This window comes from uncultured Hymenobacter sp., from assembly GCF_964242765.1.
Classification (GTDB): domain Bacteria; phylum Bacteroidota; class Bacteroidia; order Cytophagales; family Hymenobacteraceae; genus Hymenobacter.
Window position 1 is genome coordinate 1 of record NZ_CAXTBM010000097.1, and the last position, 15,077, is coordinate 15,077.

The following is a 15,077-nucleotide window of genomic DNA, read 5'->3' on the forward strand; positions in this document are numbered from 1 at the left end:
CTAAGCATTACGTACTAAGCCTTAACAACTAAAATACCATGGCACACAAGAAAGGCGTAGGTAGCTCCAACAACGGTCGTGAATCGCATTCCAAGCGTCTCGGCGTGAAAATTTTCGGTGGCCAGTCCATCATTGCTGGCAATATTATCGTGCGTCAGCGTGGCACTAAGCACCACCCCGGCCAGAACGTAGGTATCGGCAAAGACCACACCCTGTTCGCTATGATTGATGGTACTGTGCAGTTCCGCAAGGGCCGCCAGGACCGTTCGTTCGTAACTATAGTGCCTAGCACGGTAGAAGCCGTTGAGGCTACGGCCGCAGCTTAACTGCACGGTACGCAACACCGCTAGCTGGTATTCCAGTGCAAGGGGCCATCCATACAGGATGGCCCCTTCTTGTGTTGTCTAACTACTGGCGGCATCTAAAAGCAGCAATTAGCAGGAGCCATACTGTTGTGCGGCCTACTTACTAAGAACCTAGGTGAAATTGATAAAGCACTGGCTTGCTCGGGCTAGCATCTAGCTCCAGGCTCGTGACTTGTAGGTTGAGTAGGTACAAGCCATCCTCTAGCTCATCGGGTACAAAGACTAGTTCGGTGATGGTGGCTTGCTGGCGGGTGGCGTGCGGGTACTGCCAGAATGCGTGATGGGCCAACAGTGCGCCGCCATCTTCCTCCCGGTCCACGCTTGGAAGGTCAAGGAGCAGGTGTTCGATGTGGGCTGATGCTATGTATTCAGCTAAAGCAGGCTCCAGGTAGGTTGGGTTAGTACCAGAGTAGTGGCGGGTGCGTTTTGCTTTGTGATTGGGCAGGGTGCGCAGTACAAGGGCTTCGGGTTGCACTGCTGCATCCGGGCCCCCTTCTAGTTCACGCTGCACGTCGGCCAGCAGTACCACTTGGTCGCCGTTGGGTTGGGGGCGGGGCTGCACCGATACCAGCCGAGCCACGAACAGGAAGCGACGCAAGCAGCGGTTGAGCGTAGCAGTTGACTCGGAAGATATATGACCGTAGCACTCGGTGTGGGTGCCATTGCCGTGAGGCGTAACATGGACCCGCTTGTAATTGGTGCTACCGCCCTCGGCCACGCTTCCCACAAAGTTGCCCACGCGGATAACATCAAACTGTACTGGCTCGGCCCAAAAGCAGTTCACTTGGTTTTCACCGGGAACCAAGGGCAAAGAAATATCAAGCGGAGCAGCCGGGTTAAAGGAAAACACACGGCCTTGATGCGGATACGTAGCAAACATAAAGTGAACGACGAGGAGCAACTAAACAATAAGACAAAGAACGCCAGATCAAGCAGGACGGCCGTACAGTGGTTGTGTTAACAAGCGAATAACTTCGGCTACGCTTAAGATGATATGTGGGTATTATCAGACTGGGCATTAGCTATCTTCTGCTTCTCTTCAGCAGCTAGCTTGTTCAGAATCTTACTGACTTGGGACGCGTAACTGAAAACCATAAAGTGGCCGCCACCCTCAATCAGGTAGTCCACTGGGGTGGGGCCGTGCGGGAAAACTCGGTCGGCGGTGCCTAAGATTTGGATGCTGCGCCCGACGCTGGTGCTGTCCCAGTGCAAGAGCCGGTGAATAGCCCACCGGGTATAAGTAGGCTCCATGTCGCGCAGGATTTGCTTGAACATGCGGTACTCTTCCCCATTTTGCACACCAAAATAGAGTTGCCCAGCCCGAGGAAACAGCTTCAACCACTGCGGCGGAAACAGCCGGTAGACACGAGTAGAGCGAATCAGGCGCAACAGCGGCGGCATACAGCTGGCATCCGGAATGCTGGAAACCAGCACGGTCCGCAGCCGCGGGCGGATGCGGTTGATTTCCAGCCCTACCACGCCACCGAATGAAACGCCCACAATCAAACCTGCCTGCTCAAGGGGAATAGGGGCGGCCATGCGGGCCGCATAATCAGGCAAAGACTCGTCTGGCTCCGGTGTAAGCCAAAGCAGAATCCGCGTTTTATCCTGCAACAAGGGCCGCAAATTCTGAAACACCCGCTCGTCGGCCCCCAAACCCGGAATGAGGTAGATCATGCGGCAACTTCGTAAAAAAGTGAAGAGGTTGAGTTGAAGTTTGTTTTGCGCAATGCAAACGGGTGAATGGTGAAGTGGCGTCAAGGTCACCACTTCACCATTCACTAAGGTTCCACGCGCAAGAAGACACCCTCCAAATAGAAAATGTTGTGAGGAGCACCAGTCTCATACTCGTCTTCATCTTCTTTGTCGGCTTCCATACCACTGGTGAATGCCTCGTTGGGCTCGTCCTCTTCGCCTTCAAAAGGACCATCGGCGGGGTAGGTACACGAGAGCTTGAGAGCCACGTTGGGCAGCAAAACAGGCGGTTTTTCTTCGCTGGTATATTCCAGCAGGCACGGCCACTCCGTGACGGTAGCTAGGGCTTCGGCTACTTCTTCCTGCAAAGCCGCGGCGCGGATATCGGCCAAACGCAGGAGTAGGTCAAGGCTTTGAAATTGCAGGCCTAAATGAAAGAAGTGTAGCTCTTGGTCGAAAAACGTGGTAGCCCAGATCGTCACGTCATCGGAGTTGTCGAACACGATGGCGGTTATCTGAACCTGCTCGATGAAAAAGTCGGTGTCATCGGCCAGCGCATCAATCAGTCTTCTCATAGCACAGATTACACAAAATGTAGGGCTGATACCATTGCGGCAAGGGTCAGCAAACCCGCTTTGCCCTGCTCAGGAATTGGCACTGCCCAGCAAGTAGGATGGGAAAGGGAATTTAACGTATTTAAATCAGCGGCATCTGCTTTACGGCAGTGAAACCTACGATTTATTCCGCTTCCTGAAACAGCTCTAAAGTTATCTGATCGGCCAGCAGCTTGCCTTTATCGGTGAGTGTCAGCACTTCATCGGCACTGAGAGTGGCCCAGCCATTGGTTTGCAAATACCGCAAATAATCAACCCGATCAGCCAGTAAATTCACGCCCAAGCTAGCGTGCAGATGGCGCAGGTCAGTACCTTGGGTTGTGCGCAAACTGGTCATCAGGTACTCGTTGGCCCGGTCGGTGGGGGAGAGGAACTCGACGGTGGCCGGCACTTCGTGGCGGTCCACCACCGAGGCTACGTATTGCGGGTTGTTGGCGAGCGTGTGTTGCCGGCTGACCCCATTGAACGAGTGCGCGCTAGGACCCAAGCCCAAGTAAGGCACGCCGCGCCAATAGGCTGAGTTGTGGCGCGACTCCTGGCCCGGCCGGCAGAAGTTGCTGATTTCGTATTGCTGGTAGCCATGGCCCGTGAGCTCAGCTAATAGCATCTCGAACTGCCGGGCCACAAACTCGTCGGGCGGCGGCCGAAAGGCACCTTTCTTGAGTTGCCGCCCAAACACGGTATCAGGCTCCACAGTAAGCGCATAGCAGGAAAGATGCGGCACCTCCAGCGCAAACACCTGGGCCAAATCCTGCGTCCAGATACTGTGGTCGGGGGCTGGCACCCCGTAAATTAAATCCACCGAAATATTCTCGAAGCCAGCTTCCTGCGCTAGTCGCACGGCGGCCGTGGACTCGGTGGCGGAGTGGGCCCGATTCATTAGTCGCAAGTGCGGCTCGTGGAAACTTTGCAGCCCGATGCTGAGCCGGTTAATGGGCGAAGCGGCCAACTCTTGCACCTTGGTGGCCGTTAGGTCGTCGGGGTTGGCTTCCAGGGTGATTTCCGCGCCAGGAGCCACGCGAAAATGGCGGTAAATAGCGTTGAAAAGCTGATCGAGTTCGGCAGCAGTTAGCAATGAGGGAGTGCCGCCCCCGAAGTAGATGGTTTCCAGGACTGGCTGCGGACCCAAGTAGTCAGCTCGCAGAACTAGCTCCTGCGTTAGGGCCTCCACCAGGCGGCTTTTCAGAGCCATAGAGGTGCTGAAGTGGAAGTCGCAGTAGTGGCAGGCTTGCTTGCAGAAGGGAATATGGAGGTAGAGGCCGGCCAAGGAGGTAGTGCGGTGATGCGGTAGCAAATGACGGAGGCACAGAAGCTTTCCGAGGGGCAGGAACGATAGGCGCCCTGCCAGAAAGTATCTTTAGGAAATTAAATGCGAGTTTCCGCGTTTGTGTTCCCAAATGTACGCCCGCCTCGTTGTTTTGTGGTTGTTGCTGGGGTTGCTATTCGGCAGCACAGGCAACGTGCGAGCCCAAACGTCGCCGCCGCTGAACCTGAATCTGCCGCCGCAACTTGCCCCGCCGCCCCCTCCCGATTCCAGCCGGGTGCGCTTATCAGCGCCTGATTCGGCGCGGGTCGCAGCCCCTGTGCCACCGCCCGTTTCCGCGCCCAGCAAGCCTTTGCCCATCCGGCGGCCGCGCGTTTTGCTACTGGAAACCGAAGTGGCCGATCGGGCGCTGCTGCGGCGCTATCATCTCAAAAACAGCTTGCCTGATTCCTTGGCCGTGTTGCGCGAAGTACGGGAACTGGTGCTGACTTTGCAGGGCGAGTCCTACCTGACTGCTTCCGCCGACGAGTTGCGCTGGCGCCGCGATACCGTGCAAGTAAAACTGTATGTGGGCGAGAAATTTCGGTGGGCGCGGCTGCGCAACGGCAACCTCGGCGACGGCCTGCTGACGCGTGCTGGCTACCGCGAGAAGCTGTACCGCAACCAGCCTTTTCAACCGCAGGAGTGGAGCCGGCTGCAAGAGCGTATCCTGCGGGAAGCGGAAAACCAGGGTTATCCGTTTGCAACAGTGCGGTTGGATTCAGCCCAATTGCGCGGGGCCGACATCGAAGGCCGCGTGCTACTGGAACGCGGCCCCGTTATCGTGTTCGATTCCTTGCAGATTGTTGGCAGCACCAACATTCGCAAGCGGTTTCTAACCAAGTATTTGCAGATATATCCCGGCCAGCCCTTCAGTCAGCAGCGGGTGGAAGAGGCAGCGCGCCGTTTGCGGCAACTGCCGTATCTGCAACTCAAGGCCGAACCGGAAGTACGCTTTGCACAGGGTAGAGCCCGGGTGTATCTGCTGCTCGAAGACCGCACGGCCAACCAGTTCGACGCTATTGTGGGCATCTTGCCCAACCCGACGCCAGGTTTCGGCCAGAAGCGCGTGCAGCTCACCGGCGACGTCACGATTGCGCTGCGCAACATCAAAGGTGGGGGCAAAGGGCTGGGGTTGCAGTGGCGGAAGACCGATGTCAATTCTCAGCAACTCGACGCACAGTACGCGCACCCTACGTTTTTCGGGACGCCACTCGAACTTGGCGGCACCTTCAACCTCTACCGCCAGTCCACTCCCCAAAACGGATTTCAAACGTTGCGTCCGCGCTTGCAGCTTACTTATCCTACGGCGCGGGCTGGGCGCATCAGCTTCTTCACGGAGTGGCGCAGTTCCCGCCTGCTCGGCGATACCGCCTACGCTAAGCTCATTACCCTGCCCGACAACGTTGATTCCCGCTTCACCTCCTACGGCCTCGACTACACCTGGACCTCTCTCAACGACCTTTACTTCCCGCGGAGCGGCGTGCTAGCTAACGTACAGACTTCGGTAGGCAGCAAGATTATCAGCAAAAACACCGAATTAAGCGAAACGCTCTACGACAGCCTACCGCTTCGCAGCACCCAAGTGAGTGCAAGCACCCGGCTAGAGCGCTACACCCGCATCGGGCGGGGAGGCGTATTGCTTACGCGCCTGCGCGGCGAAGCCCTCTTCAACCAGCGCTTGTTTCTCAACGACCTGTTCCGGGTCGGTGGCCTCTCGACGCTCCGGGGCTTCAACGAGTTGAATTTCTACGCCAGCCAGTATGTAGTTGGTACAGCCGAATACCGCCAATTCACCAGCGCCGATGCCTACCTGTTTGCCTTTATCGATCAAGGCTACCTGCGCCGCGATATTCAAACGGAAACGAGTACCAATGCGCCAACCGGCTTGGGTGTAGGCTTAAGCTTCCGGACGGGCGCTGGTCAATTTCAGTTCGTATATGCCCTCGGCCGCGACAGTCAGCAGAAACTAGCCCTGAATTCCGGTAAGATTCACTTCGGTATTACCAGCCGGTTTTAGTGCGCTACCAGTGTGTCCCTATCTCTGTTTCGGTATGCAAAAAGCTTGTGCTACAATAATATAAACTCTTTGTATGCAAGGACAGGCGGAAGGGTTTGTAAAAGTGATTATCCGAGTGTCAAGCCGAGCGAATGACAAAGCTTTCCTGCCAAATCATTTTCAGCTAGTCGGCAAACCAAGAGCCAACTAGCGTAGAACTTTTAGCGCATTCCACTTAGCACAATAGTGGGCAGTGGCTTGGGTTCTATTGTTTCAGAAAATAATCTCGCTGATTATCAGTCGTAAAGATGCTTTGTATGAGTGAGAAATGCTATGGGCAGTGCTTTTCTGAAAAAGGCTCGTACATTTGCAGAACCAAACAGTGCGGGGTGGAGCAGTTGGTAGCTCGTTGGGCTCATAACCCAAAGGTCACTGGTTCGAGTCCAGTCCCCGCTACCTAAAAGGGCGTTTCCAATACGGAAACGCCCTTTTATTTTGTCCGTAGGACATTTTGTAGGACAAATTCAGGCGATCTATAAAGCACTTTGCTAATTGTCACCGTAGAAATTACATAGTGATACTAAATGTTATCTTTGCCTAGCCTTTAGGTTTGTAGTTGCCAGCTCTGCCTAGATACGGTGAAAGCCCCATGTACCTTAAGGTACGTGGGGCTTTCTTTTGCCTAACTAGTAGATAGGTGTGCGAGGTCATCAACAACTCTTAGTATTGATAATCAATTAGTCGGTGATGCTAGGGTTCGCTCAATAAGAGTTTCTTCAATGCGGCCGAATGATGTCATGATGTAAGGACTATCTACGCCTTCTACTATAGTAAGGCTTCCAGGTAATGGATTGACATATCCGGCTTCCCTAACCTTTATTTCAGAATAATGAATTAGTGCTTCAAGTTCAAGAGAGGTTGGTTCAGTAAGCTCAAATTTTGCCAATAGATTTGTACAGAAGCCTTTTTTTGCAACATGTTTTACAGGGAAGACATAGTTATATGACGATACATTGTCAACATTCTTGTAGTCTACCTTAGTAGAAGGAAATAATATTCCATCTATCTCCTCATTATCCGCAACATATTGAAGAAGTAGTTGTGGTATTATGTATTCAGGTTTGAAAGAACCTTTCGCTTCCTTCGTTTTTATGGAACAAGCTATCGACAATGGAAATGTACAAACATACATAAGTATAAAAGTGGTTTCATCAAGAGTACGAATATCTCCTGAGGGCAAATCCTTGAAGAAATCATCAAAACGCTGTATTTTGATAATATTTAGAGGTGTCTTATTACTAAACCTGCTAAAGAAAATGTCTTTAATGGGGGGCCTGTCGAATTCCTCCCAACATACGTAAACTGAACCTCCTAAATAGAGAGCAGGAAGACCAGGTACACTGTACCTGCTAGTGTTAACGAATTGCCTCTTTTCAAAAGGGTTATGAAAAATGTCTGCTCTTTTAATTTTGTTAGCATCGCTTCTCCTTGCTCTATAAAAATTTTTCCCCGTATCAATTTTGTCTACGATAGTCAAATTTCCAAATTCAATTTCATTTAGCACAGAGTTGAATGTGTCAGTAGCATTATGAATTTTACCTTCATAATAATAATTAACAGCATTTATTATACCCGTTGCAATACCATGTGTTATTTTAATTAGATGAGCCTTGCTCTCTGGCTGGCCTTGCCAAATTTCTTGTATTTTGTCAATCAGGTGAGCGTCAAAATATGCTAAGTATTTTTCAATTAAGGTCTTTAAGTAATCGGGGAAATAATCGTTGTCATCTTGTGTAACTGGAATCTGAAATTCTTCTGCATTTAGTAATGCTTTGATTGCAACTGATTCAGGTGTGCTGTAAGAAGGCATATATTAACAAATCAAAGATGGATTGCGAGTGAGGCCAGCATTAACTTCATGTTGTTCTGAAGAGCCTCCAAGATGCAACGTTACCTTGACTGGGCCGTTTGGTTGCTCACTTTTCGGGTTGACTCTTTGGAGCTTTGGAATAATAAACTCAGCTAGCTTAACGTAAGCATCAATGTAATCTTTTCCTTTCAGGCTATCGAGTTGAGCAGCTAGCTTTTGGGCATCGGCCTCACCTAGTACGGCGGTAATAGTTTCACGGGCGGCAGTCGTAGCTTTATTGACGGCTCCTTTAGGACGGCCGTTGGGGTTGCCGCTGGTTCGTATGGCATGGAGTAAGGAGTAATTACTGTTAACTATTGTTGTTTACAGGGTACGAGTATGCCGGGCAGGCGTTAAAACGGCGGATAGGCCTCCAGCTTCACGGCCAGCATATTGTTCAGGCATTCGTGTAGCAGTCCGTAGCCGGTCAAATCATCAGGCGGCATACTGGCGTGTAGCGTGGCTAAGTGCTGACCCGCGTTCAGCACAGCATTGAAATAGGCAGTTAGCCGTTCGTTGGCTATGTCCTCATTTATTTCCTGCTCTATTTGGTCGACAACCGGAATAGGTCGGTCAGGGTGTCGGCTTCGGTTTCTCACATAATGCCGCGCCCGTCATTTTCGGCCAGCGCCGTTTGCAAGGCGGCGGCCGTGGTATTGCCGGGCAGGTATCAGTAGCTTATAGGGCGGCGGGGCCGCCGGGGGCGGGGTAAGGTTTCACTAATCACTTTTTCTCAGAAAAATGATTTGCTACTTGTGTAATGCTGAGTTAACTGAATCCAATCGTAGTCCGGAGCACATCATACCTGATGCGTTAGGCAATAATATTACCAGCGACCATTTGCTGTGTGGAGACTGCAATCATGGTTTAGCAAGTCGGATTGATAGTGAGTTTATTAAGTTTCATGGCTACTTGTACGATATGGTGCTACAAGCTAGACTGAACTCCCGTGTTGGTGATAAAATGACTGGGCTGCTTCGTAGCGGTGAAAAAGTCAACTTCGGTCCGGAGATGAAGATGGACACTAGTGTAGAAATACCTACGCCTAATGGTGAGTCAATAAAATTTTCGGCTCCGTCCGATAAAGCAGAGAAAAAGGCCCATAGAATACTCAAGCAGCTAAGTGCAAAGTATCCGCATATTGACCCGGATAAGGTGCTAGCAAATGCGAGTAGAAGTCAGGAAGTTTTAGAAGAATTAGTATTCTTTTCCAACCACACTGCAGAGCAGAGCATGACAGGTGGCCCCGCTTTTTTTCGAGGAATAAAGAAAATAGCGATCAACTTTTATCTGAGTAAAGGACTTGATATAATATATATCAAGGATACAATAAATCAAGTCAGGGAAGGAGTAGGGGCACCTAAAAGGGCTTCTACATTCTATTATCCTACCATCCGCCCTGTTCACATATTGGGAAAGTCAGAGATATCCCACGTTATTAAACTCGTGGGCAATACACAAATGCGCGTGCTATATTGCTATGTAGAGATTTTTAATGTTTCCCATTCTCTTATTCTTTTGAATGAGAATTATGATGGCCCGCCTGTTGACGAGCAGTACTGCTATGATGTATTATCAAGCAAGCACTTATACAAGGATATTAGCTTGCCATTTGGACATCGTGAACACGTTACGAATCAGTTTGATTTCGAAACTGACACTAATGCTGCTGGACAGGCAGCATACAACCGAACGCGAAGTGTTTTACATGATATACTTAGGGAAAAAGGACTTATACGTTAGCCCAGAGTACCTAGAAGATTATCTTTGCCCGGCCTACGGGTCTGTAGTTGCCAGCTCTACCTAACGGTAAAAGCCCCGCGCCCTCTACTGAGGAACGCGGGGCTTTTTTAGTAAGACGACAAGATTACCCCTTTAACATCCTTAGCAGATCTGGAGCGGCGTCATCGACCTGTTGATCCAGTTTTAGCAAGGCTGTGTACCAGCGGGTTGGTTTGCCCCGGTAATGAGTTTTGCGACCTTTTCGGTACTCGGCTTCCCATGCTTTATCGACTGAGAAGTACTTGGCTAGACCTCGAAACCTCTTTACCTCTAGCTGGCTGTCGTAGTAGAGACGGTGAAGCGGAAAGGCTTGCCGGTGTGCGAAGATGCCTGTGCCGTGGCGCATATACAATACCGTGGCGCGGCGGCCAGTCTTAGGACAAATCATGTAGTAGCGTTGCCCGACCGCGCCGGGGAGGTTGCTGGGCACAGCCTCTAATTGCACCTGGTAATCATATTCCTTTTCTCCGTTTAGAGTGTAGTAAAGACGTAAATACGTTCGTTCTCCCGGTATAATGTGCGCTTCTAGCCCAATACTGCCCGTACGCTTACCCCGGTTACTCCAATGCAACATCTGATGATGAGTGCCTGGAAGGAGCAGTCCGGTACGGCGTAAGTAGGTCAGTTCTAAGCGTTGTGTTCCTTCACAAGTGGTCGGAAAATTGGGATAACGGGGCATGGTTGGGTTGCTTCTGTGAAGTTAACCGAAATCATTAGGGAAGATACAAAACGGTGGACTTGTTTTTATTGCTAAAAACTGACGTAAAAGCGCGTTGAAAGTATATTCTACCGGGTTTTTATAGATAGTAGAGTTTGTGGAGCTGAAACTCCAACTTTGTCGGATTTTATCGGGTTTAGGCGGCTGATTAGTTAAGAGGCATAGGCATCTTCCGGTTCCAGGTGTCGGAGCAGGGAGAGGGCCGTGAGGGTTGCTAGCAACGGCTGCACCTGAGCGGGCTTAGCTTTCAGGAACCGGGCAGCTACTTGTTTGGGCGTGAGCGGCGCGGCGGCTTGGGTTACCACGGCTCGAACAGCCTGCATCTGTTGGGCCAGTTCGGCGGGCCACGGTTGCGGCGCGGCGGCTTCCGCTACGGCGGCTACTGCATCTGTATTAGCTAATGTGAGGGCGGCTTGCTGCTGGCCGGGAGCCTGATAGGCTGGGCGGAGGTAGCGCACGGTGCCGGCGGCTTCCTCGGCGGCGCGGGTGTGGTTGAGCTGTACTAGCCGGGCCAATAACTCGGCGTCCGGTAGGGTAGTGGGCCAGCCGTAGGCATCGGCCACAGCTGCGTCTAGGTCGTTGTGTAGGGATAGCAGCACAGAGGCCAGGCCCTGTTGATTGGTAACCTGCTCTTTGGCTGTGAGTTGCTGGCCGGCGCGTAGCTGTTCCACCACGTTGTAAAGGTTGGTTAGGGTGAGGCCGGGGTGTTGGGACTGTTGGCGTTTGCGATGCGCGTCTATCGTTTCGGCAAGTTCCCGGATACGGGCCTGCTGCGCGGGCGTGGCATCAGGAAACGGGAACGGGTCGAAACAGCGTGAATTATTATAGATAGGATCATTACCAACACCAACCCTGCCTCCAGCAGCAAGAGCCCAAGCAATATGAATTCGAGAAGATAAAGTGCCTAAGCAGTAAGCATCGTCTGAGGCAATAACTACTAGATTACAATCAGGAAGTACACGTTTGTCCTCAAACTGGAAGAAAGAATGCTTAGCCATTCGGGGGGTTATAATATACCTATCAAGGCCAGCAATTGAGTTTCGCAAGTCTTCACGCGAGCGACGATGTAGCCACCAGTATGTTCTGAGTTTATTGTCGGGGCTTTGGTCACGTTGTGGCTTGACAGTTTCTAGCAGGTGTTGATATATGAGTGGGAATGTCTCTAACACCTCTTTTGAGTTCATACCATAAAGGTCTAACGCGTAAACGCCTCTAGGTTTGTCTGTTACATCCTTTCCGTTTTTATAGTATTTGATTCTATCATCTAGGGCTGAATCAAGACCAAGCCCTAATGCTTTTGCCTGTGATTCAGTAAGGACAAATCCTAGATTACCTAATTCAAATCCGCGTGTTGACAAGCCTGAATTAGATTTTAGTTGCTGAGCACTATCTAAATCTGCTCCAATACTCAAATCAGGTAAAATACGGCCCTGTTGCTCAGCAAATATTACGTCTGCTTCATCGTCGCCTTCGGTTGCAGTTTCAGTTTGCACCGTGAGCAGGCGGCCTGCTGTGGGAACAGAGCTTGTATGTGCGGCTACAGTAACAGCAATCCGCACGGCGGCCCCGTCGGCACTATCTACCCAAGGATGGTCAGGTATAGCAAAGGTGAGGGCTAGCGGCGGCGTGTCGCCTTCCAGGAACGGTTGCAGCACCCGGCGGTTAAACGTCTGTTTTAGGCTGTTGGTAGTGATAAAGCCGAACCGTTCGGCGGTGCCAGCTTGTACGGCTTGGGCGGCGTGGTGCCACCAATACATCACGAAATCAGCGGAGGCAGGCACGGCCTTTTTGTAGGCTTTTTGCAGGGCCTCCGCGTACCCGTCGCCTAGCACGTCGCGGAGGCGGCTGGCCCCGATAAACGGCGGGTTGCCCACAATGAAATCAGCAGCAGGCCACTCCGCCGGGCGGGGATTGGGGTAGTCCAGTACCACGGCGCGGGCGGTTTCGTCGGGTACGGGCTGGCCCGTAACCGGGTGCGGGCGGGTAGTGCCGTCCCAACGTGTCACGGGCTGGCCGTGGACATTAAGGCGCGGGGTAGGCGGGCCGTGTTGCAGAGCCGCGTCCTGTTGGTTGATGTTGTGGTCGTCGGTCAGTAGCGGCTCGGCTAGTTGAGTGAGGCCGTGGGTACGGATATGCCATTGTAGGTAGCCAATCCGTAGCACTACATCAGCAATAGCCGCGGCGCGGGGGTTTAGTTCCAGTCCTAGCAGTTGGCGCGGGCCTACGGTGGTGCCACCAGCCAAATCTAGCAGCCCTGTTTGTCCAAAGCCGTTAATAGCGGCCAGCACTTCTCCCTCCAGCCGTTTGAGGTGTTCCAGCGTCACGTATAGAAAATTGCCGGAGCCACAGGCCGGATCTAAAATTTTGATCGAGGTAAGCCGGCGCTGAAACTTCACTAATTCGGCGCGGGCCTCCTTGTCGTTGCCCGCGTTTTGGCGTTGGGCGCTGGCAGCCTGAGCGGCGGCCCACTCCCGGCGCAATGGTTCCAGCACGGTAGGCAGCACCAACCGTTCCACGTAGCGGCGCGGGGTGTAGTGGGCTCCTAGGCGGTGCCGTTCCTTGGGGTTTAGGGCCCGCTCTAGCAGCGTCCCGAAAATGGCCGGTTCTACGGTAGTCCAATCAGCAGCGGCAGCGGCTCGGAGCAGGGTGAGCTGCGCAACAGATAAGGGTAGCGCCTGGGCGTTGTGGAATAGCTGGCCGTTGAAACGGGGTATACGGGCGGCCAGCGTCGGCGCGAAACCGCCGGCATCCATCGTGGCCCACAGGCTGGTCAGCACGTCGGGTAGATGTTGCCGTAAGTCGTCTGTGTCATACTGCTTCAGCAGCCCCGTAAAGGATTCTTTGGGTATCAGGCCCACGTCCTCCGAAAACATGGTGAACAGGCAACGCATCAGAAATTGTGCTACCACGTCGGAGGCGTGGCCGGCCTGCTCCAACTGTGCTGAGAGGGCGGCCAGTTGGGCGGCCAGCTTGCGCGTTACCTGAGCGGCGCGGCGGCTAGGGTCTAGCTCCCGTGGGTCGGTAAAGAGCAGCCGGAGCAGGGCGCGGGTTTCCTCCTGTGCCAACGCGGCCAACGGCAGCCGGAACCGTTGCGAGTCAGGAAACGGCACGAACGAATCCCCAACGCCGGTAAAGTTGCTGTATAAGTCGAGGCAGTAGCCTACATCGGCCACTACCACAAACAGTGGGCGCGGTTCGGTAGCTGGCAGGGCCCGCACGTAGCCTAGGGCCTGTTGGCGAGCGGCCTCCATCATTTGCCGCCACTTGGCCGTATTGCGTACGGCGTGGCCTTTGCGGCGTTTTCCGGCTGGCAATCCTAGCTGGGCGCGTTCGGCTTGAGCTAACACATCGGGCGTATCGGTGCCCTGTTTGGTTTCCAGCACGAAACAGCCGCGTTTGTACAAGTCAATTCGGCCCGTACTCTTTTTGCCGGCCCCGTCGTCGAACGTTACGGCCCGCTCCAGCACGTAGGCATCCTGAGCAGGGTTGTCGGTGGTGGCATCGGGGCGGGGTACGCCTAGTAGGTCACATAGGTCGTTTAGGAACAAGCCGTAGTTCGCACGTTCGGCCCCGCCGGAGTGCTGCCAGCGGGCTTCAAATTCGGGGTAGGTCACAGGAACTGATTATTAATATCAATAGCCAATAAATGGCTAATTAGCTTTATGGTAATACTCTTTCATAATCCATTTCCCATAGGGAGCAGACTTATCTAAGTAGGGAAGCTTCATCTCAAATGATAAGTACAAGCTGTCGGACGTTAGCTTATCTATAGACATTGATTGCGGCACGAAGTCTTCGTTGTTTATAGCAATAGAGTCTCCATTAACTGAGTATCCATATACTCTATCTGGATTTCCTCTCAATCCAGAGAAAACAATCTCTGAGTACTTTGTAAACGTTATAGTACGAGGGTTTTCTAAAGAGCCTACAAACGAATTTTCACTTCCTGATTGCGGTGTTACTATACTTTGCTTACCACCATTGTAGTTCACCAATTTGTCTTTGACCCATGTGCCAGTTAAATCCTGTTCTTTATAAGAGGAGTCGGAACAGGATGATATTAATGCAAGTGTTAATGTGCTGACAATAAGGTGCAATGAGTATGGTTTCATTTTGTTAATGTAAGATTAGAAGTTACATGTTATAGGAAAATAATTTAATTTAGACAGGTAATATATATAGTAAAGCACAGCTTAGGTCAACGCATGAACAGAGTGTTCCGTCGATTTTACCCTTTGAGTAAATCATGGTATTCTAAGAAAATGGTAAAAGCTCGGTTACGGATAATGCGGCTGTTAAGAAGTGTGCCTCCCGTGTTGGCCGTCAGCTTCGTTAAAGAGAGCAAAAAATGTAGGGCTTTGTAGGGTTCGGTAGGGTTGGCCTTCTTGCCTGTCCCAGTAGCAATAGTTTTGCGGGCGGCAGGATAGCCTTGTTGGTGCTGCCTTTCGGCCGGCCGGTAGGGTTGCCGCTGGTTCCGGTTTCGTAGGGCATAATGCTGTATTCTATTGTTGTTTACAGCAAATAAGCACTTTGTTACGTAGTGGCTTAATTACCTCACTTTGCTTTTGTTGGCCTGTTTAAATAAGCGTGTCTTAGTGCTTTAGACAGGTTTGGTAAATCTCCATAGACGGTAAAAGGAGTAATGCCCATCATAGACAAATCCTTATTTATCAGCTCTTTACTCTCCTTTGT

At 51.9% G+C, this 15,077-nt stretch carries 12 protein-coding genes and 1 tRNA gene; 4 read left to right on the forward strand and 9 right to left on the reverse strand.

Annotated features, from left to right (window positions below):
* Positions 1-38: 38 nt before the first annotated feature.
* Positions 39-326: a 50S ribosomal protein L27 gene (rpmA, locus tag ACFE7X_RS23480; RefSeq protein WP_375438115.1), complete on the forward strand. Its 288-nt coding sequence runs from the start codon at positions 39-41 to the stop codon at positions 324-326.
* 142 nt (positions 327-468) lie between these two features.
* On the opposite strand, the gene ACFE7X_RS23485 is transcribed toward rpmA, so the two are convergent.
* The 4 genes from ACFE7X_RS23485 to hemW form a co-directional block, all read right to left on the reverse strand.
* Positions 469-1,245 (reverse strand): cyclase family protein, encoded by a 777-nt coding sequence (locus tag ACFE7X_RS23485; RefSeq protein WP_375438116.1) that lies wholly within the window; start codon positions 1,243-1,245, stop codon positions 469-471.
* 104 nt (positions 1,246-1,349) lie between these two features.
* A complete protein-coding gene (locus ACFE7X_RS23490) occupies positions 1,350-2,042 on the reverse strand; it encodes an alpha/beta fold hydrolase (RefSeq protein WP_375438117.1) in 693 nt (230 codons plus the stop codon).
* Between the two features lie 104 nt (positions 2,043-2,146).
* Positions 2,147-2,635 (reverse strand): hypothetical protein, encoded by a 489-nt coding sequence (locus ACFE7X_RS23495; RefSeq protein WP_375438118.1) that lies wholly within the window; start codon positions 2,633-2,635, stop codon positions 2,147-2,149.
* A gap of 163 nt (positions 2,636-2,798) precedes the next feature.
* The gene (gene hemW, locus ACFE7X_RS23500; protein WP_375438119.1) at positions 2,799-3,968 is read right to left on the reverse strand and encodes a radical SAM family heme chaperone HemW; all 1,170 of its coding nucleotides are present in this window, start codon (positions 3,966-3,968) and stop codon (positions 2,799-2,801) included.
* A gap of 103 nt (positions 3,969-4,071) precedes the next feature.
* On the opposite strand from hemW, the gene ACFE7X_RS23505 reads away from it, so the two are divergent.
* Positions 4,072-5,997, forward strand: coding sequence for a BamA/TamA family outer membrane protein (locus ACFE7X_RS23505; RefSeq protein ID WP_375438120.1), 1,926 nt, complete (start codon positions 4,072-4,074; stop codon positions 5,995-5,997).
* Positions 5,998-6,359: 362 nt separating this feature from the next.
* Positions 6,360-6,432 (forward strand) — tRNA-Met (locus ACFE7X_RS23510).
* 277 nt (positions 6,433-6,709) lie between these two features.
* On the opposite strand, the gene ACFE7X_RS23515 is transcribed toward ACFE7X_RS23510, so the two are convergent.
* Both ACFE7X_RS23515 and ACFE7X_RS23520 read right to left on the reverse strand, forming a co-directional pair.
* On the reverse strand, positions 6,710-7,846 hold the full coding sequence (locus ACFE7X_RS23515; protein ID WP_375438121.1) for a hypothetical protein: 1,137 nt from the start codon (positions 7,844-7,846) through the stop codon (positions 6,710-6,712).
* Between the two features lie 392 nt (positions 7,847-8,238).
* Positions 8,239-8,484 carry a hypothetical protein gene (locus ACFE7X_RS23520; protein WP_375438122.1) on the reverse strand — a complete coding sequence of 82 codons (246 nt, stop codon included), beginning with the start codon at positions 8,482-8,484 and terminating at the stop codon, positions 8,239-8,241.
* A 142-nt stretch (positions 8,485-8,626) separates the two neighbouring features.
* On the opposite strand from ACFE7X_RS23520, the gene ACFE7X_RS23525 reads away from it, so the two are divergent.
* Entirely contained in the window at positions 8,627-9,628 is a 1,002-nt protein-coding gene (locus ACFE7X_RS23525) for an HNH endonuclease (RefSeq protein WP_375438123.1), read from the forward strand.
* 124 nt (positions 9,629-9,752) lie between these two features.
* Here the strand turns inward: ACFE7X_RS23525 and ACFE7X_RS23530 are convergent, their stop codons facing one another.
* From ACFE7X_RS23530 to ACFE7X_RS23540, 3 genes are all read right to left on the reverse strand, one after another.
* Positions 9,753-10,241, reverse strand: a complete 489-nt coding sequence (locus ACFE7X_RS23530; protein WP_375438124.1) for a hypothetical protein — start codon at positions 10,239-10,241, stop codon at positions 9,753-9,755.
* A 296-nt stretch (positions 10,242-10,537) separates the two neighbouring features.
* Entirely contained in the window at positions 10,538-13,999 is a 3,462-nt protein-coding gene (locus ACFE7X_RS23535) for a class I SAM-dependent DNA methyltransferase (RefSeq protein WP_375438125.1), read from the reverse strand.
* Positions 14,000-14,035: 36 nt separating this feature from the next.
* Positions 14,036-14,497 carry a hypothetical protein gene (locus tag ACFE7X_RS23540; RefSeq protein ID WP_375438126.1) on the reverse strand — a complete coding sequence of 154 codons (462 nt, stop codon included), beginning with the start codon at positions 14,495-14,497 and terminating at the stop codon, positions 14,036-14,038.
* Between the last annotated feature and the right edge of the window lie 580 nt (positions 14,498-15,077).

Excerpts from the sequence above, each read along its gene's own strand:
- rpmA (WP_375438115.1), top strand. The coding sequence starts at position 39 with ATGGCACACAAGAAAGGCGTAGGTAGCTCCAACAACGGTCGTGAATCG.
- ACFE7X_RS23485 (WP_375438116.1), bottom strand. The coding sequence starts at position 1,245 with ATGTTTGCTACGTATCCGCATCAAGGCCGTGTGTTTTCCTTTAACCCG.
- ACFE7X_RS23490 (WP_375438117.1), bottom strand. The coding sequence starts at position 2,042 with ATGATCTACCTCATTCCGGGTTTGGGGGCCGACGAGCGGGTGTTTCAG.
- ACFE7X_RS23495 (WP_375438118.1), bottom strand. The coding sequence starts at position 2,635 with ATGAGAAGACTGATTGATGCGCTGGCCGATGACACCGACTTTTTCATC.
- ACFE7X_RS23505 (WP_375438120.1), top strand. The coding sequence starts at position 4,072 with ATGTACGCCCGCCTCGTTGTTTTGTGGTTGTTGCTGGGGTTGCTATTC.
- ACFE7X_RS23515 (WP_375438121.1), bottom strand. The coding sequence starts at position 7,846 with ATGCCTTCTTACAGCACACCTGAATCAGTTGCAATCAAAGCATTACTA.
- ACFE7X_RS23525 (WP_375438123.1), top strand. The coding sequence starts at position 8,627 with ATGATTTGCTACTTGTGTAATGCTGAGTTAACTGAATCCAATCGTAGT.
- ACFE7X_RS23530 (WP_375438124.1), bottom strand. The coding sequence starts at position 10,241 with ATGTTGCATTGGAGTAACCGGGGTAAGCGTACGGGCAGTATTGGGCTA.
- ACFE7X_RS23540 (WP_375438126.1), bottom strand. The coding sequence starts at position 14,497 with ATGAAACCATACTCATTGCACCTTATTGTCAGCACATTAACACTTGCA.